This is a genomic window from Schaalia sp. 19OD2882, from assembly GCF_018986735.1.
Taxonomy (GTDB): Bacteria; Actinomycetota; Actinomycetes; order Actinomycetales; family Actinomycetaceae; genus Pauljensenia.
Map to the genome: position 1 here is coordinate 767,024 of NZ_CP065521.1, position 25,794 is coordinate 792,817.

Below are 25,794 nucleotides of genomic sequence, written 5' to 3' on the forward strand. Positions count from 1 at the left end.
TACACACCATAAGTCACCCGTCATCAAGGCACACTCCTCCCACGGTTCGACCTTCGCTTCCTGCGCCTCCCAGGCGGCGCGCCCTGCCTCCCCGTCCCGTCCAGACCAGGCCCTTCCCTGCCCGACCCGCCCCCACCCGTCCCTTCCCTACCCGGAAAGTCGCGACTTGCAGAGGCACTGAGTCGCGACTGAGTCATGACTGAGTCAGCGACTAGTGGGCTGACTCTGCCCTGACTCTGGCCTGACTCGCAGCGACCAGGGCCGCCGTCCTCATGCGCGGGCCCCGCGGTGCCGGAGTCATCCCGGGAGGGCGTCACAGCGCCACTGGCAGTGGCACAGACTTCACTCTGTGGAGGATCACAGTCCCGCCCCGCATGCGAGGGCAGGCAGATCACCTCCCGGGAGATACTCGCGGGCGCACCATCGGCGTCCGACGTACGGCCCCCACCGATCTCAAGGACCTGGTCCGGGGACTCGCCCGACGAGGGCGAACCTGAGACCTCATCCGAGATCAAGGCAGGAGTCGGAGCAGCAGGCTCCCGAAGGAATCCGCGCTCCACGAGGTAGCGGCGAGACCACTTGCCGTACCTGGGCTGGGCAGGCGCTGGAAGCAGCTGGTGATAGGTCGACCAGGTGCCCATGTCGTCCTGCTGGCGAGCGCTGTTGCAGGGCATGCAGGCGACCACCATCGTGTCCACCGTCCCCGGCTTGCCCGGCTCCAGGTGGTCGATGGTCGCCTTGTACTTGCCGTGAGGGCCAGACCACGTGACGTGCTTGCCGCACCACCTGCAGGTGTCCCCGTCGCGCAGAATCACCGGCCCCTTGAGATTCGGGTTCCGCGTGTCGTTGTTCTGCTGCCGGTCGTGCTCGACGTCCTCCTTCAGCCTGATGTGAATGAAAGCAGGGTCGTCGATCAGGCGGACCTTGCGGGCCCCGTCGACTTCGATGTACTCGAGAAGGCCGGCGGCAACCGCCTGCTCGAGGACGGCCAGGTTGCCGTTCGCGAACATGACGGCGGTACCCATGTCCAGCACGTAGTCGGTCATGTGCTTGGCCGACAGGGTCGCCAGTCGCACGATGTAGCCGAAGACCTCATTCGTGCTCCTCGCGTCCGCACCTGGGACACTCATGACATCCATGAGCTTCGGGTGCGTCGCCGCCTCATCACCTACGCGTGTCCACGACACGTGAACTCCCCCTCAGCTGCTGCACCGACACTCGCCGGTCACCCGTGGACCTCGTTGATGGTCCGCGAATCGAAGCCCTCACACTCGGACAAGGCCATCAGCCGAGCGTTCATGTCCGACTCGTCACCGAGCTTGACCCAGCTCATGCCTTCACCGCCTCTGGGCCGCAAGGCATCTTCACTGTCGCGACTTCACGGAGTGCCCGCAAGGTGCACCCACCACACAAGATGTACGGCGCGCCGCCCAATGCAACCCCCATATGTAGTGCTTGTCTCCTATAGTCTTCCGTTGGCACTCGCGAAGTGCGGGTGCCAGAAATGAAGACCGAAAGGAGGTGAGCCAGATGGGTAAGAAGAGTGGCGGCCGTCACAAATCCGCAGTGACCGGGAAGTTCGTGACGGCCGCGTACGCGAAGAGCCACCCGAACACGACCTACAAGATCTCGAAGTGACCGCTCGGAGATCTGAAAGCGGCGGGTGGCCTCGTCACGGAGTCTACGTGGCGAGGCCACCCTCGTCCGCAGTTCAACGCGCTTCACGCGAGGTGTCACCTCCCATCCACCTGTCGACATCGTCAGCCCTGTACCTGACGATCTGCCCGCGCTTGTGGAACCTCGGGCCAGCACCTGACTGCCTGAGCCTCATCAGAGTCCGCTTCGAGACTGCCAAGCGGTCTGCCGCCTGCGCAGTCGTCAGCCAAATGCGGTTCGCCTTTGTCTCCTCGCTCACGCTCACTCCTCACCCCTAGTCGCTGCACCGGCACTCGCCGGTCAGCGGATTGATCACACCACCACACGAATCACACACTTCCATCACCCCACCCCCTCTCCACCTGATCCCTGGTCGGACCACGAGTGCCCCGTGACCCTGTCGAAGTGCCTGGCCTGACCAGGACGCGCCACATGCGACCTGTGCAAGTCACAGAACAGCGTGCGCGCATGCTCCAGGTCGGGCCGAGGCCTGTTGTCCACCCACGGGACAACCCGGAACGCGCCGCGCGCGCCACAGTGGAACGACTCCTCTGGATGCGGTTTCAGAGCCATGAGTCACCCCACACGAGGACGGCACCGACCACGGCCACGCACACCAGGGTGACGATCACGACCAAGCCAGCGCTCACCCCGCGTCCCCCTCGTCATCGTCACGTCTCGCGATCTCTCTGACGGCCTCTCTGGCCAGGTCGAGCATGCCGAGCTGCGTGCACAAGCCGATGTCCCCCTCGACTCTGATGTGCACGTCCTCGCTCCCGTCGCCTGCGATGAGGAGCCGCATGGTGATCGATCCGACCTCCATCACTCCTCCGCTCCGCCGACGTCGCGAACGACCGCGATGGCCACGCCTGGCTGGCCGCCCTGTCCCACGTACACCTTGTCGGCAGCCCATCTGACGATCCGCGAGTCCTCTCGCAACAGTCGGGTTCCCAAGGCGTCACCGACAGCGCGGACGAGCTTGTCCAAATCGGGTTTCACCGCCGGCAATGCTCGGCCCGGCGCGCTCTTGGGGCGCGGCATGAAGAACTTGGTCGTGACCGACACTGGCTCGTCCAATGGAAGGTCCCAGCCGGCTTTCGCCGCCTCGTTCGCGGCCACCAGGGCGACGGCCTGCCGCCACGCCACCAGATCGGGGCTGTCGTGCACGATGATTGGACGACCTCCTCGGTGCCCGAGGTATTTTGTCGACCCCTCAGGCACTGGAGTGCCGGCCACGAAGAACTCGATCTCCCGCCCGGTCATTTCTTGCCTCCCCGCTCGGTTTTCGCGTTCTCGGCGGCAACCAGCTTTTCGCAGGCCTCGCAGTACTCGCGCTCGACGTCGGCCAGTGCGTAGCCCTGTCGTGCGAGGAATCGCAGGTACCAGCACTCCATCGGCACGCGGAACGGGCGATGGCCGAATCCGCCTGCGGCCCTGACATGTCGCCAGAAGCTGCGGCCCATCCGGTTTTCGCAGGTTGTCAACACGGCTGCCAAGAGTGTCTTCTTCGCCTGTGCTTGGTTCAACCGCCCCCACGCTTCCACTGTGACTTTTGCTGGCAGCACTCCTGCGTCCTGCAGCAGGGCCGCGGGCGGGTCCAGCACCCACCCGGCGTGGCCGCCGGCATGGCCGAAGAAATCGACCAGAGTCGTCAAAATGCTCTCACTCGTCCCCTGACGTACCAGTGCCTGCGCGTAGGCTGTTCGCACTTCCTTGGCCGCGTCGGACGCTCTGTTCCCCTCGATGACCCTGCGGCGTTCAGCCGCTTCAGCCGCCCGCTCCTCGTCAGTCTTCTCGGCCGCTTTCGGCGCGCTCTGACTGAAGTACCACCGGTCCACCAGGCCGGCCGCCTTGTCACGGTGGCAGCAGTAGCTCGCGATCACGCCGTCCGTTGTGTCTCGCAGGACGACGACCAGGCCCGGGCGTCTCTCCTGCTCCTGCTCCTCCAGCGGTTTCCCGGTTTTCTTGTCCACGAGGGTCGAGTACCGCGCCAGCCTGCTTCCGCCGGCCGCTACCCAGTCCTCGGACCTTTCGCGCACGCACGTGATGCCGCGTTCGGCGAAGCTCGCCTCGAGCTCACGCATCCGCTCCTCGACCTGCACGTCCTTCAACGCTTTGGCGATGATGTGATCCCCCTGCTCCGGAGATCCCGTCAGCTGCTCCTCGATTCCGCGCAACGTCTCCTCGTCGCAGGCCGGCGACTCCGCCAGCTCTGCCAAGCGTGCGGCCTGCACGATCGTCAGGTCAGGCAGACGTCTGACCACCGCAGCCGCCTCACGCGATGCGGCAGCGCGCAGAAGGTGCCTGACCTCCGCCGGGCGGCGGCCTACCTTGCGGGCGATCGTGTCAGGCTCCATGCCGAACAGCTCCAGCTGGCGGGCCGCGTCAGCCAGCTCGCCAGTCGTCAGCGCCGCCCTGGCCTCGTTCAACGCGAGCTGCTCGACCACCCTGGCCTCCGGCGAGCCGGGCGCTGGCGCGATCAGCACTGGGATCCGTGCCAAGCCGATCTTGCGGGCGGCCAGCACGCGCCGCTGTCCGTCATGCACGATGATCTGCCCTAGGGCGTCACGTGAAGCCACCACCGGGGCGATCACGCCCAAGGCCTCGACCGAAGCCAAGAACTCATCGGACAGGGCCGTGTCCTTGCGAACGTTGTCGTCCAGCTGCACCTGGTCCGGCGCGAGCTCCACGACCTCCAACTCCGCTGCATCTGCCATCGTCTCCATCGTGCTCACTCGCCGTCTCCCGTCGTATCCGTGTTGTCGTTGTCGTCGAAGTCGCGCGCGCCACACGCGAAATTCAGCCGGAAGTCCTCTTCCGCCTGCTGCAGCGCTGAGATCAGCTCCCGCAGGCCGTCCGCGTCGAACCAGCAGTTCGCGAACCAGCAGGACGTGGTTGAGTGCAGTCGGATTCGCGGTTCGGGGCCGCCCACCACCTTCACGGCCACATCCGTGCCGGGCCTGCCGCGCAAATTCCTCACGAAAGCCTTCTTCATGCCTGCTTCACTCTCACGGTCATCGCCATTTCCCTTGTCTCCGGGTGCCGCCTCACGCGGGGCCTGGTGCTCGCGACCAAGCCGTGCGCGCTCAGCGCTGACTTCGTCGCCTCCGCCAGGACGCGCCGCATCCGGCGCACATCCGCGTCGCCGGCGACCAGGCGCACCGCGCAACGCACAACCAGCGCGCCCTGCACGCGCGTCGCGCTGAGCGCCGACACCTCCAGCAACGGCACGGCGTCGAATCGGCCGTGCTGCAACGGTCGCGCCCCCTTGGCTTCCAAATCCCTGCCCGCCCACTGCGCTGGCTCCGCCCATCCGAGCGAACGCGCCACAGCCTCCCGGCTCGCCGAGTCCGGCGACTCCCAGCTGGCTGGCCGGCGCAAGCACAACACGTCATACGCAGTCGCGATCCGACTCGCCTCCGCCGCCGGTAGCTCCACGACTTCGTCGTCCGCTGTGATGCCCTCCACGCGAGCCGCGCTCACACCAATGCGCTGTGCCAAGGCGTTGGCATCCCACCCCAGGACCGCCAAAGCGCGCAAGCGCCGAGTCGCTCCCCACGCCGGCACCAGCACTTCACCGCGGCGAGCCTTGACGTCCTCCACCGAGATGCTCATGATCCGGCGCGCGGTCGAGGCCGCGACTTTGTTGCTCCGGTAGAAATAGTTGGACACCGCTTTCACCGACATTCCTGTCGCGCACGCGATCTCCGCCCTCGTCACCCCCTGACTCCTCAGGCCAGTCAGGTGCTCCCGCAGGACACCCGCCGCGACCCACCTGGACTCCGCTTCCTGTTTCCGCCAGGACGCGCAGGAGGCGGCGTGCGCATTCGTGCAGGGATCGCACCTGCAGCCGTCCTGCTCATACGCGTGGTTCGTCCCGTGCGTGTGCTTGACGCGCTTGTGGAGGCACGGTTTCGGCCGGCGGTCCGTGCCCGACTTCCGCTCACCGGCCACCGCGACCACCCCACACCAGGGCGACCCCCACAGTCATGGTGATGACGCCCAGCAGGCCGAACCCTCCCCCGACCGTCCCCCAGGCCAGCGACGTCATGCAGTTGACGGCGCCCAGGACCAGGGCGGCCACTATGAGGCGCAGCCCCCACTTGACCAGGCCTGCGTTCACTGTGCTCGCCCCCCCAGCTTGATCGCGGTCTGCAGGACACCCGCTGCCACCAGGAGCTCCTCGTGAGCGCGGGTCAACGCCTCCTGCGTGGCTTCGGTCACCAGATCGTGCGCTTCCTCGATGCAGCCCTCGGCGTAGCCCAGCATGAACTCCCGGCCCCGCACCGCCGCGGACTCGTCGATCCCGCTCACGCTGCCTCCTCCACGCTCTGCACCACCGGACGGGCCCTTCGAGCCGCCAGCTTGGCTTCTGATGCCCGCGAGGCCACACAGCCCCAATTGCGGGTCCCACTTGATACGATTGCCATCGAGCATTCGAAACTCCTTTCTGCTCTGCCCCGCCCACACCACCGCCCGGGCGGGGCGCTTCACATTTCCTCTGTGTCCCGGTCTCACGCGGCTGGCGGTGGGCCGATCGGCACCATCAACGAGTTCAGGTCCCTCCCCAGGAACCGGACCGAGCCGCGGATCTTCATGCCGCGCACCAAGCCCTCTGAGCACCACCTGTCCACCGTCTGCCTGGTCACCGACAAGCGCCGCGCAATCTCGCGGGCCGCGTACCAGACCTCCGGGTCGAACAGAGCCTCCGGCGGGGGAGCAGAACCCCCAGGCCGTTTGCGAGCACTCACCAGGCCACCTCCCGCCTGTAGGGTCGGGCCATGAGCAACCCAGCGCAGGAACTCCTCGACCTCATCGACACCTGGACCGACGAACGCTCCGTCGTCATCTCCCGCGGGTCCGAAACCAACGACCCCAACTCCCAGGCCTTCTGGGAAGCCCAGAAGCGCGCCGCGACGCTCCTCGAACAGGTCGAGCAATTCCTCCGCGACGACGGGTCGTACGAGGATGAGGCGCCCACGCTCACCGAGTTCTTGTGCGAGGTCTTCCCGCCCCGCGCCGACTGGTGCGTCACCGCGCCCTTGCCCAAAGCCTCCCAGGGCGCCCGGTCCATGCTCCGCCAAGTCGGACGACGCATGGAACGCGAACTAGTGCCGCCCACCGAGATCACCCCCGAGATTGCGCAAGGTCTGCGCGAGGCCCTTGTGGAAATCGACCAGCAGCTCAGGGAACTGACCCAACTGCCGGTTGAAGAACGCGACCGCCTCCTCCAACTCGTCCGGCACGCGCAACGGCTCCTCGACGACGGCGCGCCCGGCGACCAAGTCCGCTCCGCCACCTGCGAAGTAGCTGGTGCCGTCCTGCCGACCTTTCAGCATGTCCCCGAGGACCGCCGCGAAGGCTTCCTCGCCGCTGTCGGCCGACTCACCTGCACCTGGGTGGCCAGCGCCACCGCCGGCGCCGCCGGGAACCTCCTGACCGCCGGCATCACGACCATCGCCGGGCTCCTCAACTGACCCGCGCGCAGGCGCACCGAACATCGCCGACAGCGTCGCGACGAACTCATCCTGGGCGTTCACCACTGCCCCTTGTGCTCGTCCGCCCAGGCCAGCGCCATGCGCGCCACCCCACGGGCGACTCTGGTGGCAACGAACTCCGGACGCCCCGTCCCGAACGGCATCAGCCTCGTGTGCGCCAGCGCCTCATCAACGAACTCGACCAGACGATCGGCAATCTCAGCCGGGATCCGGTGGATGCCGAACAAGACCGTCTCCCCCTCGTACTTACTCCAGAGGAAGCCCGACCAAGTCAGCGCCTCCACCGCGCCGACATGCATCGCTGCACGCGCGACCTCCAACGTCAGGCCCTGAGACTCTTTGATGCGGAGCGCACGGTCGACGACCTCGTCGATCGCGGCCTTGTCGACCTTGACGCGCAATGCCCACGGCAGGTCATCGGCAGTCACCTGGCCGGGAATCACGCGGGCGTACGCCGCATACCCGCTCTTCTCAGGCACGCTCCCGCTGGGTTCCTCCTCGGTAGGGTTGGAAGCGCCAACCACCGAACCCCCTACCGAGGAGGAAGAATCATGAATTTCGAGTTCCCCGCGACCGTCAGGCCCGAGATCGCCGCCAGGGCCCTGCAGTTCGCCCGCGATGAGGACCTCACCGTCGAGATCGCCATCTGCGACGACGAGCACACCGACTTCGGCACGATCTTGCTCCGGCCCGGCTTCAGGTTCAGCACCACCGAGCACATGGTCCGGGCGACCGACAGTCTCGACGATGACCTGGTCAACGCCTGGATCCGAGAGCACCCCCGCAGGAGCGTTGCTGGAGAGCCCCTCGTGTACCTCATCGAGATCCAGCCGAGCGGAATCAGCCTGTCCCACATTCTGCCCGAGCCTCAGTGACGAGCCGGCGAAACGCTCCCGCATCTGCGCTCTGTTCGCCTCGGCCACGCGTGCCACTTTCGCGAACTGAGCATCCAAGTACTCAAGGTTTCGACGAGCACGTCGCTGCCCTTGAGACTTTGCGTTGACGCTTCTCGGAGGATCCTCGAACAAGAGGGGCATGCCCTGCGACGCGGTCGCCAGCCGCTTCGTCAGCTTCTCCACTTCCTCGACGACCTCGGTGACATCCAAGTCCACTTGACGCCACACGCGCCGAGACCTGCAAAACAACTCCTCGTAGCTGGTCATCACGCCACCTCCCCAGACGAAGCCGCGAGCGCTGTGTTCTCGGCTTCGGTCACGAGGGCGGCGGCAGTTGTGCCCATGGTGTTGGCGATGAGTTCAAGTTCCTCGACTGTGAAGCCGGAGCCCGTGTTGAGTCTGCGGATGAGTGTTGCCCGTGGGATTCCGCTCTCGTTGCTGAGGGCGACGACGGATTTCCCTGCTTGGGTTCGCTTCCGATCGATGAGCTTGGCGACCTTTGCGCCGAGTCCGATGTGCGTGATGACCATGTAGGCAGTTTAAGTGCCCAGTTGGGCACCGGCGCAAGTTTGGACATCCTTTGTCCCAGAACTGATACTTCTAGTGTCCAATGTGGCACACTTGTGTCATGGTTTCACGAGACGGCACACACGGAAGTGGCCTCAACGCCGCCTTGGCGGCGGAGGTCCGTGCTGAACGCGCGGCGCAGCAGCTGACCATCGCTGACCTCGCTGCCAGCAGCGGGATCCCAGCGCGGACGCTGATCCGCCTGCTGAAGGCTGAGCGCGCCATCACCGTCAACTCCCTAGCCGACATTGCTTCTGGCCTCGGGTTGTCAAGTGGCCTTCTGCTTCAGCGCGCCGAACAACGCGCTGCCCGAGATGGCGCATCCGCCCCCGTTTCGCTACCTTCTGCGCCCCCTGCTGACACGGGTGATTTCGGCGAGGGTGGGTTCGACTGGTTGCAGATGGCCGCCCACGACGTTGGCTACGCGCCGGAGGACGAGCAGGGGAGTGGTGGGTTCGTGGACGGGGCCTGAGGTGCCCAGTTTCGTGTCGGAAGTGTTACAGCCGGACGGCCGCCCAAGGGCTGCGTCGCGGTGTGACGTGCCAGTCGCGCGCCTGATCGGGGGCGCATGAGCCAGGGAAGCAACTCAGTAGCGAAAGGACACCAAGGTGTTTGGCGCGAAGAAGGCAAGGATTCAGGAACTCGAGCAGAAGCTCGCCGTCGGTGAGAAGCAATACCTCGATGCACTGAGGAGCATCGAGGAGCTGCGTGGGATCCTCGAACGCACCGGCGGGGGCGATATCGTTCGGCTGCAAGCACTCGCCTCATCGATGGCCGCCGATCTCGAAGAACGCAAGACTGCTGGAGCGCGCGAGCTTGCCGACTTGGACGCACTTCTCGAAGCGCGTCGACGCGAGGCCGACACCATTGCCCAAGAGATCCGGGAGAAGCAGAAGGAACTGACCGCCCTTGGTAGCCGTATTGAGCATGTGCGAATCTTCTCCGAATTTGGCCTGAGCGAATACACCCATCCCGCTGAGTCCTCGGTCCAACTCGGTGACGAGCTCGCTAAAGTTCGATCCAGGATCAAGGAGATGATCCGCGCCAAGAGTGCCGTCGTTGCCAACACAGACTTCACGTTCAACGGCTCCAAAGCCCAAGGCCGCAAGTTCGTGTCCGACATGTCCAAGATGATGCTTCGCGCCTACAACGCCGAAGCTGAGAACTGCGTCCTCACCGTGAAGGCTGGGAATGGTGAAGCCGCGCAGAAGCGCCTCGAACGTGCTCGCGACCAGGTCAAGGCGCTCGGAAAGCTCATCAACCTCCATATCAGTTCGCAGTATCACGCCCTTCGTCAGCGCGAGCTCATCTTGGCTCTGCGATACCTGAACGCAAAGAAGGCAGAGAAGGAGGCCGAGCGCGAAGAGCGCGCAAGGCTGCGCGAGGAAGCGCGAGCCCAGAAGGAGTTCGAGGCGGCGCGAGAGAAGCTCGCCAAACAGAAGGCGCACTACGAGAATGTTCTTGCCGCGCTCGAAGCGCAAGGGCGTGTCGACGAGGCGGCGCAGATCCGCGCCAATCTCACCCAGGTTGAAGCCGAGATTCAGTCCGTTGAATTCCGCGCCGCAAACATTCGGGCAGGCTACGTGTATGTCATCTCGAACATCGGAGCCTTCGGTGAACGCATGGTCAAAATCGGCATGACTCGACGTCTCGAGCCAATGGACCGCGTGCGCGAACTCGGCGACGCATCCGTCCCTTTCAATTTCGACGTCCACGCCCTGTTCTTCTCCGAAGACGCAGTCGGAGTCGAGGCGGAACTTCACCGCCGCTTTGCTGATCGACGCGTGAACCGCATCAACGCGCGCCGCGAATTCTTCTGCGCCACCCCTGCTGAGGTCCGGACCGAGCTTGCCTCCATCGCCGGCAACCTCCTCGAATTCGTAGAAGAGCCTGAAGCCGAGCAATACCGCCTCAGCCAAGCCGAGGCCATGGCCAACGACAAGCTCTGAATTCACGCCCCCCTTCGGGAGAAGAAGCAGCACCCGCACATGTGGGTGACCAGGCCGATCATGCACGTGTGACCATCACACTCGTGGGCCTCCTCGACCGCCTCGACGACGAGGGCGTGCAGGTACGCGAATGCTCCACTCTCCCGGCGGGGTGGTGGGGCGCCTCATCCTCGACTACCAGACCCTCCTCGCCCGCGAGCGCGGCGTTCGCGTGGCACGGGGATGGCACGGCGTGTAGCGCCCTCGATGTTTTGGCTGGTCATGCCAGGTTGTGTTGAGTTTCCCCCCATCTCCACCATCTGCGAGGGGCTGAAGAGCTGTAGCTCTCAGCCCCTCGGTGTGGTGTCTGCCGCGAGGCTGCATTCGTTGTGACCACGGCCAGTGGTGTCTGCGACAATGGTCTTTCGAGTGCCGGGAGTGAGACGGCCACTGGCGAGAAAGCGAACCCACATGGACGACGCACGCGACAACCCCCGCGGTGACGAGGCCGTTTGTCGGACAAACAGCGAAAACGGTCAGATCAGGTCTGACGCACTTGAACTGGTTCCATCCACGACCCTCGTCGAGGTGACTCCAGGTGTCGCGGTCGTGTTCGGCGAGGTCCCCGACGGTCTTGAGCTCATCAGCATTGACATGCTGCCGTCATTCGACCGTGCTCAGCTCTCCGCCGCACTTGGCTCGCTTGGCAACGCAGGCACGATCGTCGGCAACATTGCAGAGGCCGTATCGAGCGCGCAAGGACTCTTCCGTGTCAACGATGCGACGCTGTCTCTCCTGAAGAGTGGCGGACAGATGGCAACAAAGGAAGGAGCCAAACTCGGGACAATCTTCAAGAACGGCAAACTGGTCGCTCAGGCGCGTTTTGTCCCCGCCTCGATGACGGCCGCAACAGCGATCGCCGCCATCGGTCCGGCCGTGGCAATGATCGCTCTCCAGATGCAACTTGGCGAGATCTCCGGCCTCGTCCGCTCCAACATTCAGCTCACGACACAAACGCTCAAAGCCATCCGAAACGAGCAATGGGCAGAACTTGAGGGGCTGTCGGAATCCGTCGATGAGGCGGTCAAGGAGACCCGCGAACTGGACGCCATCACCGATTCTGTCTGGGAACCGATTGCCGCCAGCGCCCCCAGCATCCGCAAGCAACAGAAACTGTACCGCAAGAACGTTGCGGGCCACATCGACGAACTCGGAAAGGTGGAGGGTTCTGCCCGCCGCCACTACGTCGAATCCAACGCCGAAGCAATCGTCTTCGATACCTACGCGCTTCTGAGCTCGCTGAAGACCTACGCCGAGTACCAAGCTGTCCGCGCTGCTCTCGCCAGAAAGCGAAGCGTCGGCGACGAGAGTGAAGCGCAGCTCTTCGACCGGATCACCCGAAACACGCCGGACGAGATCGACGAGTCGCTCACCGAAATTCGCCTGCTGACTGATTCGCTCGTGCGTGAGCTGCGGATCATCGCCGAGCTCTCCGGTCCCGCCACCGTGCCCCTGACAAAGAAGAGGAAGGATGCGAAGGCATCCCAGTTCACTTGCAGGCAGCTCCTCGAAGCCATCGAGCCCCTGGCAAAGGTGCTCAGGCCAGTGGCCGAGACGCCAGTGGTGCCGAAGATCGTGTGTGCACCCGAGGGGATCGACTTGGATCGCTACTTGCGTATCCTCCGATGGTTCCTTGCAGACGGCGAGACTCTTCGAGGCGTGGCATTCCCATTCGAGAGAACGCCCAGCTCCGACAGAGTTCAGCTACTGCTTCTCACCAAGCTTGACAGGGCCTGGAACCGGGTCGCATCGGGAAGGGGCGACAAATTCGGTGAGAAGCGCCCACCGAAGATCTTCGTTGCGGTGACCGATCGACGAATCATCACCGCGCGCCCGACAGACTTCCTCGAACGAGGCGAACTCGAACAGATCTACTCACTGAACGATGTGCGATACGTGCGCGTTCGCGCCAATCGCGAAGGGAACCTTCGGCGAACTGTCGACGTGTTCACCGAGCAGCAAGACATTCACTGGACGTTCCCTGACGCGGCTTCCGAGTCGGATATCGACAGCTTGGCAGCTGTTCTCTCCGAGGCTGGCTGCCACGCGACCCCGGTGCCTGCAGTGGTTGAGCAGTCGTCCCCTGGAGTCCTGGCCTGACCGTGCAGGACGCTGCGCCCGTGTTGGGTGTGACGGAGGGCCGAGCCTCCCAGCTTGCGCGCACCTGACCCGCCCCTTTGTACGTTTGTGCCTCCACGCGCACTTCGCCCTCGACAAAGGCGCCACTTGGCCCGTCGGGTCATGTTGGCGGGCTGCACGGAGCCCTTCTCAACCGCCACATGCTGGCCGTTGGTCTGACAGTGCGTGACCGCTCAAACCGGAGCGCCCGATGACGTGGTCGGAGCGTGCGAAGACGGTTGCCGTGAGTGGTGCCGAAAGCGACAAGAGGTGCCGATGTGTGGGCGGATTTCGACACCTCTTGTCGTCATCGGCACCACTTGTTGTCTGCGAGGGACAAGGGCGGGGGGCGTCATGCCGGGAGGAGGCCGACACATGCGCCCCGAACTCCACTTTGATGCTCCGAAGTCAGCGTGATCCCGGGTTCTTCCAGCCCTGGTGGACCTTCATCCGGCAGATGTTGACAGTACCCAGTATCTGAGCAGCCTTGAATGGTGTAATACGACAATCGCATGGTGGAGACGATCAAGGGCGTGTCAGCCACCGAAGAACAGATTGCTTCCTGGGCTGAGGAAGCAGAGGTTGGGTGTGACGCCGAAGTCCTTCGCAGGCGCGGCCGGGGCCGGCCAAGGCGCGGAACGGCGCCGAGCAGGGTGGTCACGGTCCGATTCACTGAACAGGAGTTGGCCTTCATCGATGCCAAGGCGGCGCGGCTGAACAAGACGCGATCCGAGCTCTTGCGCGAAGCGGTGTTTGTGTGAAGATCTCGGTCCATGGCTCGGCTCGCAGACATGGAGTTTCGGATGTGGACATCGTGCAGGCGGCGACCTGGCCCATGTGGGTCGAGCCGCATGAAGAGGAGGATCTGCAGCGGGAGTCACGGCTGGGTTTCGACACGAATGGACGTCTTCTCGAAGTGGTTGTCCTCATCTTCGACAGTGGATGCGAACTGGTCGTTCATGCCATGAAGGCGGGTCGCCACCACTGAGGCGATGGCCATCCTGTCGGGCGAAATGGGCGGCTCCGGCTTCGAGGTCCAGGGTTCGCCGTTGCGCGAGTGAGCAGGTGGACGTCAACGGGCCCCGCGCCGACGAGGGGTGCGGGGCCCGGGGCCTGTCAGCCACAGGCGTGCCGGCGGCCCGCTCGAGGGTGCGCAGGCTCAGTTGGTGATCGACTCGGCGATCGCGCAGACTTTGAAGACCTTCTCGCGCACAAGGCTCAGATCTGCTTTTTCGCCCAGTTCGACGCAGCGGCGCGACAGCGCGTGCAGCTCCTTGAGGTTGTTGTCGACGACGATCACCAGGCGCTCGATGATCTGCGACATCAGCGCAGCGTCGGCGGGCAGGTCCTTCTTGAAGTTGGACTGGGTCCACATGGTCAGAAGCTGGTGCGGCATCTCCATGAAGACCGCAGTGCGGTCGACGGAGGTCACGGCGCGCCTGCCGTAGTCCAGGGCCAGGGCGGACTGCTTGTCCAACTGGGTCATGCCGTCACGCAGGGATGCCGCAAGGTCCGGCAGGGCATGGACGGAGGTCTCGTGGTCGCCGACGCCGTCGATCAGCTCGGCGGCGAAGTTCGCGATGACATTGGTGTGCAGGCGCGCCAAGGCGATGCGGAAGCCCACGCGGCCCGTGGTCAACGCCAATGCGGAGAGCCGGTCGAGCAGACCATCGGCGGGCTCCTGGACGTTGCCCTGCATGCGGGTCCACAGGTCGAGCACTTCGCCCAGGGCCTTGACTGTGGGGTTGGATCGATCCAGAGCGGCGATCTTGTCCGGGGTCAGGCGGCGGTCCTTCGAGGCGCTGGTCAGGTCTGCTCCGACGCGGCGCAGCGAGGACGCCAGATTGACGAGTTCTTCCTGGTGCGCAGTCCATGCCCCCAGTGCTTCTGCCAACTCCTGGGAGGCGGTGAGCAGCTCAGCCAACTGGCCGGTGGCGCCGGGGCGGGTGGGCAGGCCGGCTGACACCTTGGCGCGTGCGGTGACCTCTTCGGGCAGGGCGATGAGCTGCAACTCTTCGTAGGAACCCAGGCCCAGGTCGCCCAGTCGGGCGACAATGCGACCGACGCCTTCGACGGCGGCGTCGCGGCGGTTCATGCCGTTGGCCATCGCCGCCAGCTCGACCTCGCGCGCGTCCCGGTAGACGTCGAGCACTGTCTCGTAGATGTCGGGGTTCATCACGCGCGAGCGCACCGAGAGGTAGCCGCCGTCCGGCAGGGGGGTGACGGTGGCGAAGACGTCGTACTCGCTTCCGTCGCCCGCAAGGTTGCGGACATATGCGGCGAAGGGCTCGCCCGACTCCAGGGTGTCCCACATGGCGCGGAAGGCGCCGCCGGGCATGTCAGGGTGGCGGATGATGTTGTGCGGTGCGCCGGTGAGTTCTTCGCGAGGGTGGCGGGAGAGTTCGACGAAGACTTCATTCGACCGCTGGATGACACCGCGCGCATCGGTCGTGGAGAAGAAGAGGTCGTCGACACCGACCTCGTGGGTGGCGCCGGTGGGAGTCGTGGTGGTCACGGGAGTCCTTGAGGTTGACGGGAGATCGGTTTGGGCATTTGCGGACAACTGAACCCAATACGCCTCTGAGATTATCAAACCGACTGCACGGGAAGTCCGGTCTTGGGCCCCGGTCGGGGCTCTGGTGGGCGCTTCGGGGCGCCACTGGCTGCTCGTGGTGTGCACCCGAGTGAGGGAGCGGTGGCGGCGATGGGCGTGATGGGGCCGATCACCGCCGGTTCACGTGCCAATGCAGACTCGTCGGGCCTGCGGGTGGGGTGTCGAAGAACTTGGACATGACGAGCGGGCGTTCCACGGGCGGATCGCTGCGTGTGGGGGCAGTCCGACCCGGGGTCACGAGGGCGGGGCGGGTGCTTCCCGACACCCCCCGGCACAGGTGACGAGGGCGGTGTGAACGTTATCGAATCGTTGCTGAGCTCGGTTGCCCGACATTGATGTGATCGTTAACGTGGTCCCGTCAGACATCGGACGCGGACGTCCGAGAGCTGCCGGACCAGTCGAACCGATCCATCGGTCGATCGCTCAATGAGGAGAAATCAATGAACATTCGTCGCGCATTCGGTGGCCGCGCCGCAGGTGCTGCCGCCATCTTCGCAACCGGAGCCATCCTCCTGTCCGCCTGCGGCGGCAGTGGTGCGGGTGGGGCCGGCTCGGACGCCACCGGCTCGGGCGCTTCGGCGCAGTCGGGCGACGCTTCGACCGGATTCTCGCTGGCCAAGGGCGACACCATCGGCGTGGCCATGCCCACCCAGACCTCCGAGCGCTGGATCGCCGACGGCAACGCGGTGAAGGAAGGCCTGGAGAAGGCCGGCTACAAGGTCGACCTGCAGTTCGCCAACGACGACATCCCCACCCAGACCCAGCAGGTCGACCAGATGATCACCAATGGCGCCAAGGTCCTCGTCCTGGCCTCGATCGACGGCACCGCACTGTCCTCGCAGCTGGACAAGGCCGCCCAGGCCGGCATCAAGGTGATCTCCTACGACCGCCTGATCCGCGACAACAAGAACGTCGACTACTACGTCTCCTTCGACAACTACAAGGTCGGTGTCGCCCAGGGCACCGCTCTGCTGCGCGGCATGGGCATCGTCGACAAGGACGGCAAGGAGGTCGCCGGACACCCGACCGGCCTGAACATCGAGCTCTTCGCCGGCTCCAACGACGACAACAACTCGCAGTTCTTCTTCAACGGCGCGATGGAGGCCCTCAAGCCCTACATCGACAACAAGACCCTGGTGGTCAAGTCCGGCCAGACCAACTTCGACCAGGTCGCCACGCTGCGTTGGCAGCAGGACGTCGCCCAGAAGCGCATGGAGGACCTCATCACCTCCACCTATGGTGGCGGCTCCGGCAAGATCGCCGGTGTCCTGTCTCCCTACGACGGAATCTCCCGCGGCATCATCACCGCTCTGCAGGGCGCCGGTTACGGCAAGGACATCGCCGCCGGACTGCCGATCGTCACCGGTCAGGACGCCGAGATCGCCTCGGTCAAGCTCATCAATGACGGTGTCCAGTCCTCGACCATCTTCAAGGACACCCGCTCCCTGGCCGAGCAGACCATCAAGACCGTGACCGCACTGGGTGAGGGCAAGGAGCCCGAGATCAACAACACCACCGACTACGACAACGGTGTGAAGGTCGTGCCGTCCTACCTGCTCGAGGTCAAGACGATCTTCAAGGAGGACATCGAGTCCGAGATCATCGGTTCGGGCTACTGGACCGCCGACGAGGTCAAGGCCGGCGTCGCCGCCAAGTGATCTCCGCCTGGAACGGGGCGGGGTGGGCGTGGCCCTGGGGTCGCGCCCGTCCCGCCCCTTCCTCCATCACCCGCCACATTCGGCAGATTTGGAAGTGACATGGCGTCAAATATTCTGGAGATGCGGGACATCGACAAAGGCTTTTCCGGCGTCCAGGTGCTCAAACACGTCAACCTGGAGGTCCGCACCGGAGAGGTCCATGCCCTGTGCGGAGAGAACGGGGCCGGCAAGTCGACCCTCATGAAGGTTCTTTCCGGTGTCTACCCCCACGGACAGTACGACGGCACGATCGTCTTCGACGGCAAGGAGGTGCGATTCTCCAACGTCAAGGACTCCGAGCGTCTCGGCATCGGCATCATCCACCAGGAGCTGGCTCTGATCCCGTACCTGTCGGTGGCCGAGAACCTTTTCCTCGGTTCCGACAAGCCCATGACGGGCGGCCTCATCAACTGGCACGAGGTCAACCGCCAGGCCGAGGAGATCCTGGCCAAGGTGGGATTGCACGAGAACGTCCTGACCCCCGTCGGTCAGCTCGGTGTCGGCAAGCAGCAGCTCATCGAGATCGGCAAGGCCCTGGCCAAGGACGTGCGCCTGCTCATCCTGGACGAACCCACCGCCGCCCTCAACGACAACGACTCGGCCCAACTGCTGGACCTCATCCGCCAGCTGCGCGACCAGGGCGTGTCGATCGTCATCATCTCGCACAAGCTCAACGAGATCGCGGCCATCGCGGATCGCACGACGATCCTGCGTGACGGCCAGTCCATCGAGACCATCGACATGTCGGACCCGGCCTCGACCCAGAACAGGATCATCTCGCTCATGGTGGGTCGAGAACTCTCACAGCGCTACCCCGCACGTGAGTCCCACATCGGTGAGGAGATCCTGCGCGTGGAGGACTGGACCGTCCACCACCCGACCCAGGAAGGACGCGTGGTCGTCAAGGACGCTTCCTTCACGGTCCGTCACGGCGAGGTGGTCGGCATCGCGGGCCTCATGGGTGCCGGCCGCACGGAGCTGGCCATGAGCATCTTCGGCCGTTCCTACGGTCGGGACATCTCCGGACGCATCTACAAGGACGGCAAGGAGATCCGGGTTCGCACGGTCTCCGAGGCCATCCACCACGGCATCGCCTACGCCACTGAGGACCGCAAACACTTCGGTCTGAACCTCATCGACGACATCCGACACAATGTCGCCATGGCAGGCATGTTCAAATTGGCCCGCCGCGGAATGGTCAACGGCAATGAGGAACTGGCCGTTGCCAATGAGTACAAGCGTCGGATGAACATCCGTTCCCAGTCCGTGCTCCAGCGGGTGGGCTCGCTGTCGGGCGGAAACCAGCAGAAGGTCGTCCTGTCCAAGTGGCTCTACACCGATGCGGACGTGCTCATCCTGGACGAACCGACCCGCGGCATCGACGTGGGTGCCAAGTTCGAGATCTACACGCTCATCAACGAGATGGTGGCCGCAGGAAAGGCCGTCATCGTCATCTCCTCCGAACTCGAAGAGATTCTCGGTGTCTCGGACCGCATCTACACCTTGGCCTACGGCAGGGTCACCGGCGAGATGCCCGTGGCCGATGCCACCCAGGAAAAACTCATGGAACTCATGACAATCGAACCTGCAAGGGAGCAAGGAAAGTGAGCAGCACCAAGAACCTCGTCGAGATGTTCAAGGGGAACATCCGTCAGAGTGGCATCTTCGTCGCCTTCGCGGCGATCGTCATCCTGTTCTCCGTGCTCAGCCCCTCGTTCCTGAGCCCGCCGAACATCAACAACATCGTCCAGCAGTACTCCTACGTCTTCATCCTGACCATCGGCATGCTCTTCGTCATCGTGCTGGGCCAGATCGACCTGTCGGTCGGCTCGGTGGTCGCGGTGACGGGAGCCATCGCCGGTGTGCTCATCATCAAGCAGGGCTTGCCCTGGTGGGTGGGCATCCTGGCCGCCTTGGCAGCCGGTGTCCTCATCGGTGCCTGGCAGGGTTTCTGGGTCGCCTACGTGGGCATCCCCGGCTTCATCGTGACCCTGGCCGGCATGCTCCTCTTCCGCGGCCTGACCTTCGTCGTGACGAACAACGTGTCGGTCTCTCCCTTCCCCGAGGCCTACAAGGCGATTGGTCAGGGCCACCTCAACGGCCTGCTCGGCGGTCACGGGTACGACGTATTCACCCTGGTGGTCTTCGGCATCGGAGTCCTGGGCTTCGCCTACTCCCAGTGGCGTTCGCGTCAGGCGCGCATCGCCTACAACCAGGTCATCGAAGCCATGTGGATCTTCATCGTGAGGATCGTCCTCATCGGTCTGGTCGTCATGGCCTTTGCCTGGCAGTTGGCGCACGAGCGCGGCCTGCCGATCGTCCTGATCCTCCTGGCCGTCCTCGTCCTCATCTACGGGGTCATGTCGAACTCGACCGTGTTCGGCCGTGACGTGTACGCCATCGGCGGCAACAAGGCCGCAGCGGCCCTGTCCGGCATCAGTGTCCGCGCGGTGACCTTCTGGACCTACGTCCACATGGGTCTGCTGGCCGGTATCGCCGGCGTCGTCTACTCCTCGCGCATGTCCGCCGCCCAGCCGGGCGCCGGCAACATGTTCGAACTCGACGCCATCGCCGCGTGCTTCATCGGCGGCGCGTCGACCACTGGCGGCATCGGACGCATCTCCGGTGCCCTCATCGGTGGTCTCATCATGGCGGTCCTGTCCAACGGCATGCAGTTGCTGGGTGCCGACACCGCCACCCAGCAGATGGTCAAGGGCATGGTCCTGCTGTTGGCTGTCGCCTTCGACGTGTGGAACAAGCGTCGTTCCGGCAACCAGTGAGTCGAGCCCGTCCCACACGGTGACGAGGGCGGGGCGTTCAGGCGATCGCGCCTGAGCCCTGCCCTCGCACCATCGGGAAGGGACAGCGCTCGCCCGCATTGACTGAGGAGAGGGCCAATGGCCACAGGTCGAAACCGCAGGCGACCGCCGTCGATCCTCGACGTGGCCGCCGCAGCGGGGGTGTCGCACCAGACGGTCTCCCGCGTGCTCAACAAGTCGGCGAATGTCGCCGAACACACCCGCGAGAAGGTGCAGGCCGCCATCGAGGCCTTGGGCTACCGCCGCAACTCGGTGGCCCGCGCACTGGTCACCCGCCGCTCCGGGGTCATCGGCATCGTCACCACCACCTCATGGCACTACGGGCCGACCTCGATCCTGTTGTCCGTGGAGATCGCCGCGCGGGCCGCCGGCTACTACACGGTGGTGGCACCCATCGACGACGAGGCCGAGGTCGACGAGGTCGCCAGGGCCCTGGACGATTTCCTGGGCCTGCCCGTCGAAGGCCTGGTGTTCATCGCCCCCACACGTGACATCGCCCGGGACTTGCAGGGCATTTCCTTGCCGGTTCCGATGGTTGCCGTGACCTCGGCGCAGATCGGCGCCATGAGTGGCATCATCGGTGTCCACATCGCCCAGGAGGGCGGCGCGGACGCCGTGATGGACCACCTGCTCGGCCTGGGGCATCGGGACATCGCCCATGTGGCCGGTCCCGACGGGGCCTACGAGGCCCGTATCCGCGAATCCGTGTGGCGCGCCGGACTGGCCGAGCGCGGGCTCACGGTGCGCGAGCCATTGGGCCACGCGTGGGACTGCGACTCCGGCTACGAGGCCGGCAGGGTCCTGGTCAAGGAGGGACTGCCCACCGCGGTGTTCTGCGCGAATGACGAATTGGCACTGGGGCTGTACCGCGCTTTCGCAGAGTCAGGGGTCCGCATTCCCGAGGATGTTTCCGTGGTCGGATTCGACGACCTGCCCTCCGCCCCGTTCTACGTTCCTCCTCTGACGACGGTCGCCCAGGATTTCGAGGCACTGGGCGAGCAGATCGTCGCGGCTTTGAAGGAGGCCCTCGCCGGCGAGTCGCTCCCGCAGGAGGCGCACCTGCCCACGCGACTGGTCGTGCGAGGCTCCACCGCCGCGCCGCGACACGCCTGAGAGCCTTTCCGGGAAAGCTGCCGCAGGCGCCCGGTGGGTCGTGCGACCATGGCGAGACCGACACGACGGCCGTGAGCGCGGCTGTGAGGCAGTTCGGAGGACGCCAATGAGGAGTGCGGGTGGGGGGCACAGGGCCCCGGCCATGACGGATGTCGCGAGGATCGCGGGGGTGTCGCACCAGACGGTCTCCCGCGTGCTCAACGGCAGTGGGCGGGTGGCCGAGGAGACCCGACGCAAGGTCCTGGACGCCATCGAACAGACCGGCTACCGGCGCAACTCCGTGGCGCGGGCACTGGCGCGCAACAGGTCCGAGACCATCGGCGTGGTGAGCACCTCCGGGTTGTTCCACGGCCCGATGTCGACTCTTCTGGCCGTCGAGGTGGCTGCCCGCACCCACGGCTACTACACGGTGGTGGCCCCTGTCGACGATGACGACCCGGGCGCCGTACGTGCGGTCATCGACCACTTCCTCAGCCTGCCCGTGGACGGGGTGGTCCTCATCTCTCCTGTGCGTGACGTGGCCGCCGACCTGGCGAACCTGTCCCTTCCGGTGCCCGTCGTCGCCGTGACGGCTGCCGATCCGGGGCCGGGCTGCGGGGTCATCACCATCTCCATCGACCAGCAGGCCGGCGCCCGCGCGGCCATGGAGCACCTGTTGGACCTGGGGCACACGGACATTGCGCACGTGCCGGGTCCGCGCTCCTACTTCGAGGCGCGCATCAGGTGCCGCGTGTGGCGCGGGATGCTGGAGGATCGGGGTCTTGCGGTGCGTGAGCCGCACGACGGTGGATGGGAGTTCGAGGTCGGGTACCGCGAAGGCCTGCGCATGCACGCCCAAGGGCTTCCCACGGCGGTCTTCTGTGCGAACGACCAGTCCGCCCTGGGTCTGTACAGGGCCTTCGGGCAGTTGGGGGTGCGCATTCCGCAGGAGGTGTCCGTGGTCGGATTCGACGACATGCCGGCCGCGGCCCACTACCTGCCCTCGTTGACCACCATCGGGCAGGACTTCACGCGGATGGGCCGCAGGGCGGTCGATGCTCTGGTGCGGGCCATTGACGAGGGCGAGGCGGTCGAGACTTCGATGCTCGCCCCCACACTGGTGGTGCGCGAGTCCACTGCGCCCCCGCGCACCGGGTGAAGGGGCAGGGGTGAACCCGTGGTGTGGACGGCTCCCGTGGACGGGGGCGAAGGCGGGGCCTTCGTGGCCCTTGGAAGGGGGGTGCGGGCCGCCCTCGAATCGTGGACATGCCAACGATGTGAGCGCTAACCTTGGGGGGTCCGCAGGGACGTGCCCCAATGAAGGAGGACATCGTGGACCACAGGGATCCGACGACGTGGACGCAGGAGTTCACGGCAGAGGTCGCACGGACAAGGCAGGTCGTGGCGAAGCTCCACGGGGAACTCACCCGGTGGGGGCTGGTCGTGTGGACAGCCGGCAACGTGTCCCAGAGGGTGAAGGGTCCGGCCGAGGACGCTTCGCAGGACCTTCTTGTCATCAAGCCCTCCGGGGTCGCCTATGAGGACCTCACACCGGAGAACATGGTGGTGTGCGACCTCGACGGCGCCCTCGTCCAAGGGGACGCCTCGCCCTCCTCCGACACCGCCGCCCACGCCTACGTCTACACGCACATGCCGCAGGTCGGTGGAGTGGTCCACACCCACTCCACCTACGCCACCGCTTGGGCTGCACGCGGCGAGGAGATCCCCTGCGTCCTGACCATGATGGGCGACGAGTTCGGCGGCCCGGTACCCGTGGGCCCCTTCGCCCTGATCGGCGACGACTCCATCGGACGCGGCATTGTCGAGACCCTGTCGACCTCGCGCAGCCCCGCGGTGCTCATGCGAAACCACGGGCCCTTCACCATCGGCAAGGACGCCCGCGCCGCCGTCAAGGCCGCCGCCATGGTCGAGGAGGTCGCCCGCACCGTGCACATCAGCCGGCAACTCGGTGAGCCCATCCCGATTCCCCAGGACAGGATCGATTCCCTGTACGCCCGCTACCAGAACGTCTACGGTCAGCACTGAGAGGGCCGGAAGAATCCACGAGGAAGGAACTGTCCCCATGTCGAGCTTCTACGAAGGCCGTGAGGTCTGGTTCTTCACCGGCAGCCAGGACCTCTACGGCGAGCAGACCCTGCGTCAGGTAGCCGAACAGTCCCAGGAGGTGGTCCGCCTGCTCAACGAGTCCGGGGTCCTTCCCGCGCCGATCGTGTGGAAGCCGGTCCTCAAGGACTCCGAGGCGATCCGCCGGGCCATGCTCGACGCCTCCGCCGATGACAGGGTCCTGGGTGTCATCTCCTGGATGCACACCTTCAGCCCGGCGAAGATGTGGATCCGTGGCCTGGAGGTCCTGTCCAAGCCGCTGCTGCACCTGGCCACCCAGGCCAATGTCGAGATCCCTTGGGACTCCATCGACATGGACTTCATGAACCTCAACCAGGCCGCACACGGCGACCGCGAGTACGCCTACATCCTCACGCGCCTGGGGGTGGCGCGCACGACGGTGGTCGGGCACGCGTCGAATCCGCAGGTCGGCGAGAAGGTGGGCACGTGGATGCGTGCCGCCGCCGGCTGGGCCGCCACCCACGAACTGCGTGTCGTGCGCTTCGGTGACAACATGCGCAATGTGGCCGTCACCGAGGGCGACAAGACCGAGGCCGAACGCCAACTCGGCGTCTCGGTGAACACGTGGGGCGTAAACGACCTGGTCGCTGCGGTCGGGGCCGTCGACGAGTCCGACGTGGATGCGCTGGTCAGCCTGTACGAGGAGCTCTACGACGTCGCCGAGGAGCTGCGAAAGGGGGCACCTCGCCACGAGTGCCTGCGCTACGCCGCCCGCCAGGAGATCGCCATCCGTTCCTTCCTGGACGAGAGGGGGGCCAAGGCCTTCACCACGAACTTCGAGGACTTGGGGGCGCTGCGTCAGCTTCCGGGCCTGGCGGTCCAGCGCCTGATGGCGGACGGATACGGCTTCGGCGCCGAGGGTGACTGGAAGACCGCCGTGCTGGTGCGCGCTGCCAAGGTCATGGGGGAAGGGCTTGCCGGTGGGGCCTCCCTCATGGAGGACTACACCTACAACCTGGTGCCCGGCCAGGAACTCATCCTGGGGGCGCACATGCTCGAGATCTGCCCGAGTCTGACCACCGCCAGGCCCCGTGTCGAGATCCACCCGCTGGGCATCGGCGGCAAGGAGGATCCCGTGCGCATGGTCTTCGACGCCTCAGCCGGCGCCGGCGTGGTCGTGGCCCTGTCGGACATGCGGGACCGTTTCCGACTGACGGCCAATGTCGTCGAGGTGGTCGAGCCGGCCCACCCGATGCCGAAGTTGCCGGTGGCGCGCGCGATGTGGCGCCCCGAACCGGACCTGTACACCTCGATCGAGGCGTGGTTGACCGCCGGCGGAGCCCACCACACGGTGATGACCACCCAGGTCGGTGTCGAGGTGTGGGACCAGTTCGCCCGGATCGCCGGTATGGAGCTGCTGGTCATCGACGAGTCGACGACCGCCCGCGACTTCCATCAGCGTGTGCGGTGGAACCAAGCCTACCACCGCCTGGCGCAGGGTCTGTGAGGCGCTGAATCGCCGCGCTGCGGGTGCAGCTGGGTGGAGGGCCCGCGGGAGTAGGCACGGGCCCTCCACCCTTGTGGCTGGAATGCCCTCTGACGTCGTCAGAGGCCTTCGTCAAAGAGGGTCACAATATGATTACGAATGAGAGAATGCTCACAGTGGATCTGGTGTTAGCGCTAACCTCCAAGTGTCTGAACAGGGTCCGAAGGCGTGACCGGCACGCGCGGACCTTCTGGGATCGTTCGAGGAGGAACCCATGTCCCACACCGGAAAGTGGCCGCGTCTGGCCGCTGTCGCAGCTTCTGCCGTTGTCGCCCTCTCCCTGGCCGCCTGCGGATCCGGTGGCGGGGGAGGCGGAGCCGAGTCCGGGGCCGCCAGTGGAGGCGGCGCCGGAGGAACCATCAAGATCGGCTTCTCCCAGTTGGGCGCCGAGTCCGGATGGCGCACCGCCAGCACCGAGTCCATCAAGTCCTCACTCACCGCGGACAAGGGTTTCGACCTCACCTTCGTCGATGCGCAGCAGAAGCAGGAGAACCAGATCAAGGCCCTGCGCGACTTCATCGCCCAGGACGTCGATGTCATCGCATTCGCCCCGGTCATCGAGACCGGATGGGACGAGGTCCTCCAAGAGGTCAAGGACGCCGGTATTCCTGTGATCCTCGTCGACCGCACGATCAAGACCAGCGTCGACAAGTCCTACGTCACGCACATCGGCTCCGACATGGCCTCCGAGGGCAAGGCCGCCGGCGAATGGGTGAAGAAGAACGTCCCCGACGCCAAGATCTTCGAATTGCAGGGCACGATGGGCTCGGGCCCGCAGATCGACCGTGAGAAGGCCTTCGACGAGGTCGTCGGCGCCGACAAGATCCTGGGCAAGGCCTCAGGCAACTTCACCCGCGCCGAAGGCAAGACCGCGATGGAGGCCGCCCTGCAGGCCCACCCGAACATGAACCTCGTCTTCGCCCACAACGACGACATGGGTCTGGGAGCCATCGAAGCCATCGAAGCGGCCGGCAAGGTTCCGGGAAAGGACATCAAGATCGTCACCATCGACGGCGTGCGCGACGGCCTGCAGGCCCTGGTGGACAAGAAGTTCAACTACGTCGTCGAGTGCAACCCGATCTTCGGTGAGCAGTTGGCCGAACTGGTCAAGAAGGTCGCCGCCGGAGAATCCGTCCCTGAAAAGACCGTCGTCGAGGACAAGGCCTTCGACCAGACGATCACCCAGGCGGAGGTCGACGCCCGCGCCTACTGATCGGG

At 65.3% G+C, this 25,794-nt stretch carries 27 protein-coding genes; 14 read left to right on the forward strand and 13 right to left on the reverse strand.

From position 1 onward, the window contains the following. Positions 1 to 23: 23 nt before the first annotated feature. The 10 genes from I6B53_RS03345 to I6B53_RS11280 all read right to left on the reverse strand — a co-directional run bounded on the left by I6B53_RS03345 (position 24) and on the right by I6B53_RS11280 (position 6,407). A complete protein-coding gene (locus I6B53_RS03345; RefSeq protein ID WP_216764845.1) occupies positions 24 to 1,130 on the reverse strand; it encodes an HNH endonuclease in 1,107 nt (368 codons plus the stop codon). 581 nt (positions 1,131 to 1,711) lie between these two features. Beyond that, positions 1,712 to 1,921: a helix-turn-helix domain-containing protein gene (locus tag I6B53_RS11275; protein ID WP_367880394.1), complete on the reverse strand. Its 210-nt coding sequence runs from the start codon at positions 1,919 to 1,921 to the stop codon at positions 1,712 to 1,714. 381 nt (positions 1,922 to 2,302) lie between these two features. Beyond that, on the reverse strand, positions 2,303 to 2,479 hold the full coding sequence (locus I6B53_RS03355) for a hypothetical protein (RefSeq protein WP_216764847.1): 177 nt from the start codon (positions 2,477 to 2,479) through the stop codon (positions 2,303 to 2,305). Beyond that, positions 2,479 to 2,919 carry a RusA family crossover junction endodeoxyribonuclease gene (locus tag I6B53_RS03360; RefSeq protein WP_216764848.1) on the reverse strand — a complete coding sequence of 147 codons (441 nt, stop codon included), beginning with the start codon at positions 2,917 to 2,919 and terminating at the stop codon, positions 2,479 to 2,481. The genes I6B53_RS03355 and I6B53_RS03360 overlap by 1 nt, the downstream gene beginning before the upstream one ends. Continuing rightward, positions 2,916 to 4,382 (reverse strand): ParB N-terminal domain-containing protein, encoded by a 1,467-nt coding sequence (locus tag I6B53_RS03365; protein WP_253954002.1) that lies wholly within the window; start codon positions 4,380 to 4,382, stop codon positions 2,916 to 2,918. Before I6B53_RS03365 ends, I6B53_RS03360 begins: the two co-directional genes overlap by 4 nt. Positions 4,383 to 4,387: 5 nt before the next feature. Continuing rightward, entirely contained in the window at positions 4,388 to 4,651 is a 264-nt protein-coding gene (locus tag I6B53_RS03370) for a hypothetical protein (RefSeq protein WP_216764850.1), read from the reverse strand. Further along, a complete protein-coding gene (locus I6B53_RS03375; protein ID WP_216764851.1) occupies positions 4,648 to 5,376 on the reverse strand; it encodes a hypothetical protein in 729 nt (242 codons plus the stop codon). The genes I6B53_RS03370 and I6B53_RS03375 overlap by 4 nt, the downstream gene beginning before the upstream one ends. A 223-nt stretch (positions 5,377 to 5,599) precedes the next feature. Further along, entirely contained in the window at positions 5,600 to 5,779 is a 180-nt protein-coding gene (locus tag I6B53_RS03380) for a hypothetical protein (RefSeq protein WP_216764852.1), read from the reverse strand. Next, positions 5,776 to 6,093, reverse strand: a complete 318-nt coding sequence (locus I6B53_RS03385; protein ID WP_216764853.1) for a hypothetical protein — start codon at positions 6,091 to 6,093, stop codon at positions 5,776 to 5,778. Before I6B53_RS03385 ends, I6B53_RS03380 begins: the two co-directional genes overlap by 4 nt. Before the next feature lie 77 nt (positions 6,094 to 6,170). Beyond that, a complete protein-coding gene (locus I6B53_RS11280; RefSeq protein ID WP_367880395.1) occupies positions 6,171 to 6,407 on the reverse strand; it encodes a helix-turn-helix domain-containing protein in 237 nt (78 codons plus the stop codon). Between the two features lie 30 nt (positions 6,408 to 6,437). On the opposite strand from I6B53_RS11280, the gene I6B53_RS03390 reads away from it, so the two are divergent. Then, positions 6,438 to 7,133: a hypothetical protein gene (locus I6B53_RS03390; protein ID WP_216764854.1), complete on the forward strand. Its 696-nt coding sequence runs from the start codon at positions 6,438 to 6,440 to the stop codon at positions 7,131 to 7,133. A 59-nt stretch (positions 7,134 to 7,192) separates the two neighbouring features. Here I6B53_RS03390 and I6B53_RS03395 read toward each other — a convergent pair whose 3' ends face one another. Then, positions 7,193 to 8,317: a hypothetical protein gene (locus I6B53_RS03395; protein WP_216764855.1), complete on the reverse strand. Its 1,125-nt coding sequence runs from the start codon at positions 8,315 to 8,317 to the stop codon at positions 7,193 to 7,195. Then, positions 8,317 to 8,580 (reverse strand): helix-turn-helix domain-containing protein, encoded by a 264-nt coding sequence (locus tag I6B53_RS03400; protein ID WP_216764856.1) that lies wholly within the window; start codon positions 8,578 to 8,580, stop codon positions 8,317 to 8,319. Before I6B53_RS03400 ends, I6B53_RS03395 begins: the two co-directional genes overlap by 1 nt. Before the next feature lie 98 nt (positions 8,581 to 8,678). Here I6B53_RS03400 and I6B53_RS03405 point away from each other — a divergent pair, with 98 nt between their 5' ends. From I6B53_RS03405 to I6B53_RS03425, 5 genes are all read left to right on the forward strand, one after another. Then, entirely contained in the window at positions 8,679 to 9,089 is a 411-nt protein-coding gene (locus tag I6B53_RS03405) for a helix-turn-helix domain-containing protein (protein WP_216764857.1), read from the forward strand. A gap of 136 nt (positions 9,090 to 9,225) precedes the next feature. Continuing rightward, positions 9,226 to 10,566: a DUF4041 domain-containing protein gene (locus I6B53_RS03410; protein WP_216764858.1), complete on the forward strand. Its 1,341-nt coding sequence runs from the start codon at positions 9,226 to 9,228 to the stop codon at positions 10,564 to 10,566. Positions 10,567 to 11,016: 450 nt separating this feature from the next. Continuing rightward, positions 11,017 to 12,705 carry a hypothetical protein gene (locus I6B53_RS03415; protein ID WP_216764859.1) on the forward strand — a complete coding sequence of 563 codons (1,689 nt, stop codon included), beginning with the start codon at positions 11,017 to 11,019 and terminating at the stop codon, positions 12,703 to 12,705. Positions 12,706 to 13,235: 530 nt separating this feature from the next. Next, complete coding sequence (locus tag I6B53_RS03420) at positions 13,236 to 13,484, forward strand: ribbon-helix-helix protein, CopG family (protein ID WP_216764860.1); 249 nt, start codon at positions 13,236 to 13,238, stop codon at positions 13,482 to 13,484. 44 nt (positions 13,485 to 13,528) lie between these two features. After that, on the forward strand, positions 13,529 to 13,711 hold the full coding sequence (locus I6B53_RS03425; RefSeq protein ID WP_253953955.1) for a toxin: 183 nt from the start codon (positions 13,529 to 13,531) through the stop codon (positions 13,709 to 13,711). A gap of 171 nt (positions 13,712 to 13,882) precedes the next feature. On the opposite strand, the gene I6B53_RS03430 is transcribed toward I6B53_RS03425, so the two are convergent. Further along, positions 13,883 to 15,238 (reverse strand): PAS domain-containing protein, encoded by a 1,356-nt coding sequence (locus tag I6B53_RS03430; RefSeq protein WP_216764862.1) that lies wholly within the window; start codon positions 15,236 to 15,238, stop codon positions 13,883 to 13,885. A gap of 539 nt (positions 15,239 to 15,777) precedes the next feature. Between I6B53_RS03430 and chvE the strand changes: the two genes are divergently transcribed. The 8 genes from chvE to I6B53_RS03470 all read left to right on the forward strand — a co-directional run bounded on the left by chvE (position 15,778) and on the right by I6B53_RS03470 (position 25,789). Next, entirely contained in the window at positions 15,778 to 16,995 is a 1,218-nt protein-coding gene (chvE, locus tag I6B53_RS03435; protein ID WP_216764863.1) for a multiple monosaccharide ABC transporter substrate-binding protein, read from the forward strand. 99 nt (positions 16,996 to 17,094) lie between these two features. Continuing rightward, positions 17,095 to 18,642 carry a multiple monosaccharide ABC transporter ATP-binding protein gene (gene mmsA / locus I6B53_RS03440; protein WP_216764864.1) on the forward strand — a complete coding sequence of 516 codons (1,548 nt, stop codon included), beginning with the start codon at positions 17,095 to 17,097 and terminating at the stop codon, positions 18,640 to 18,642. Continuing rightward, complete coding sequence (mmsB, locus tag I6B53_RS03445; protein WP_216764865.1) at positions 18,639 to 19,814, forward strand: multiple monosaccharide ABC transporter permease; 1,176 nt, start codon at positions 18,639 to 18,641, stop codon at positions 19,812 to 19,814. Before mmsA ends, mmsB begins: the two co-directional genes overlap by 4 nt. A gap of 117 nt (positions 19,815 to 19,931) precedes the next feature. Further along, positions 19,932 to 20,966 carry a LacI family DNA-binding transcriptional regulator gene (locus I6B53_RS03450; protein ID WP_216764866.1) on the forward strand — a complete coding sequence of 345 codons (1,035 nt, stop codon included), beginning with the start codon at positions 19,932 to 19,934 and terminating at the stop codon, positions 20,964 to 20,966. 142 nt (positions 20,967 to 21,108) lie between these two features. After that, on the forward strand, positions 21,109 to 22,104 hold the full coding sequence (locus tag I6B53_RS03455) for a LacI family DNA-binding transcriptional regulator (RefSeq protein WP_216764867.1): 996 nt from the start codon (positions 21,109 to 21,111) through the stop codon (positions 22,102 to 22,104). 158 nt (positions 22,105 to 22,262) lie between these two features. Further along, the gene (locus tag I6B53_RS03460) at positions 22,263 to 22,991 is read left to right on the forward strand and encodes an L-ribulose-5-phosphate 4-epimerase (protein ID WP_216764868.1); all 729 of its coding nucleotides are present in this window, start codon (positions 22,263 to 22,265) and stop codon (positions 22,989 to 22,991) included. Positions 22,992 to 23,028: 37 nt separating this feature from the next. Then, entirely contained in the window at positions 23,029 to 24,537 is a 1,509-nt protein-coding gene (gene araA / locus I6B53_RS03465) for an L-arabinose isomerase (protein WP_216764869.1), read from the forward strand. A 253-nt stretch (positions 24,538 to 24,790) separates the two neighbouring features. After that, positions 24,791 to 25,789: an ABC transporter substrate-binding protein gene (locus I6B53_RS03470; RefSeq protein WP_216764870.1), complete on the forward strand. Its 999-nt coding sequence runs from the start codon at positions 24,791 to 24,793 to the stop codon at positions 25,787 to 25,789. Positions 25,790 to 25,794: the final 5 nt, after the last annotated feature.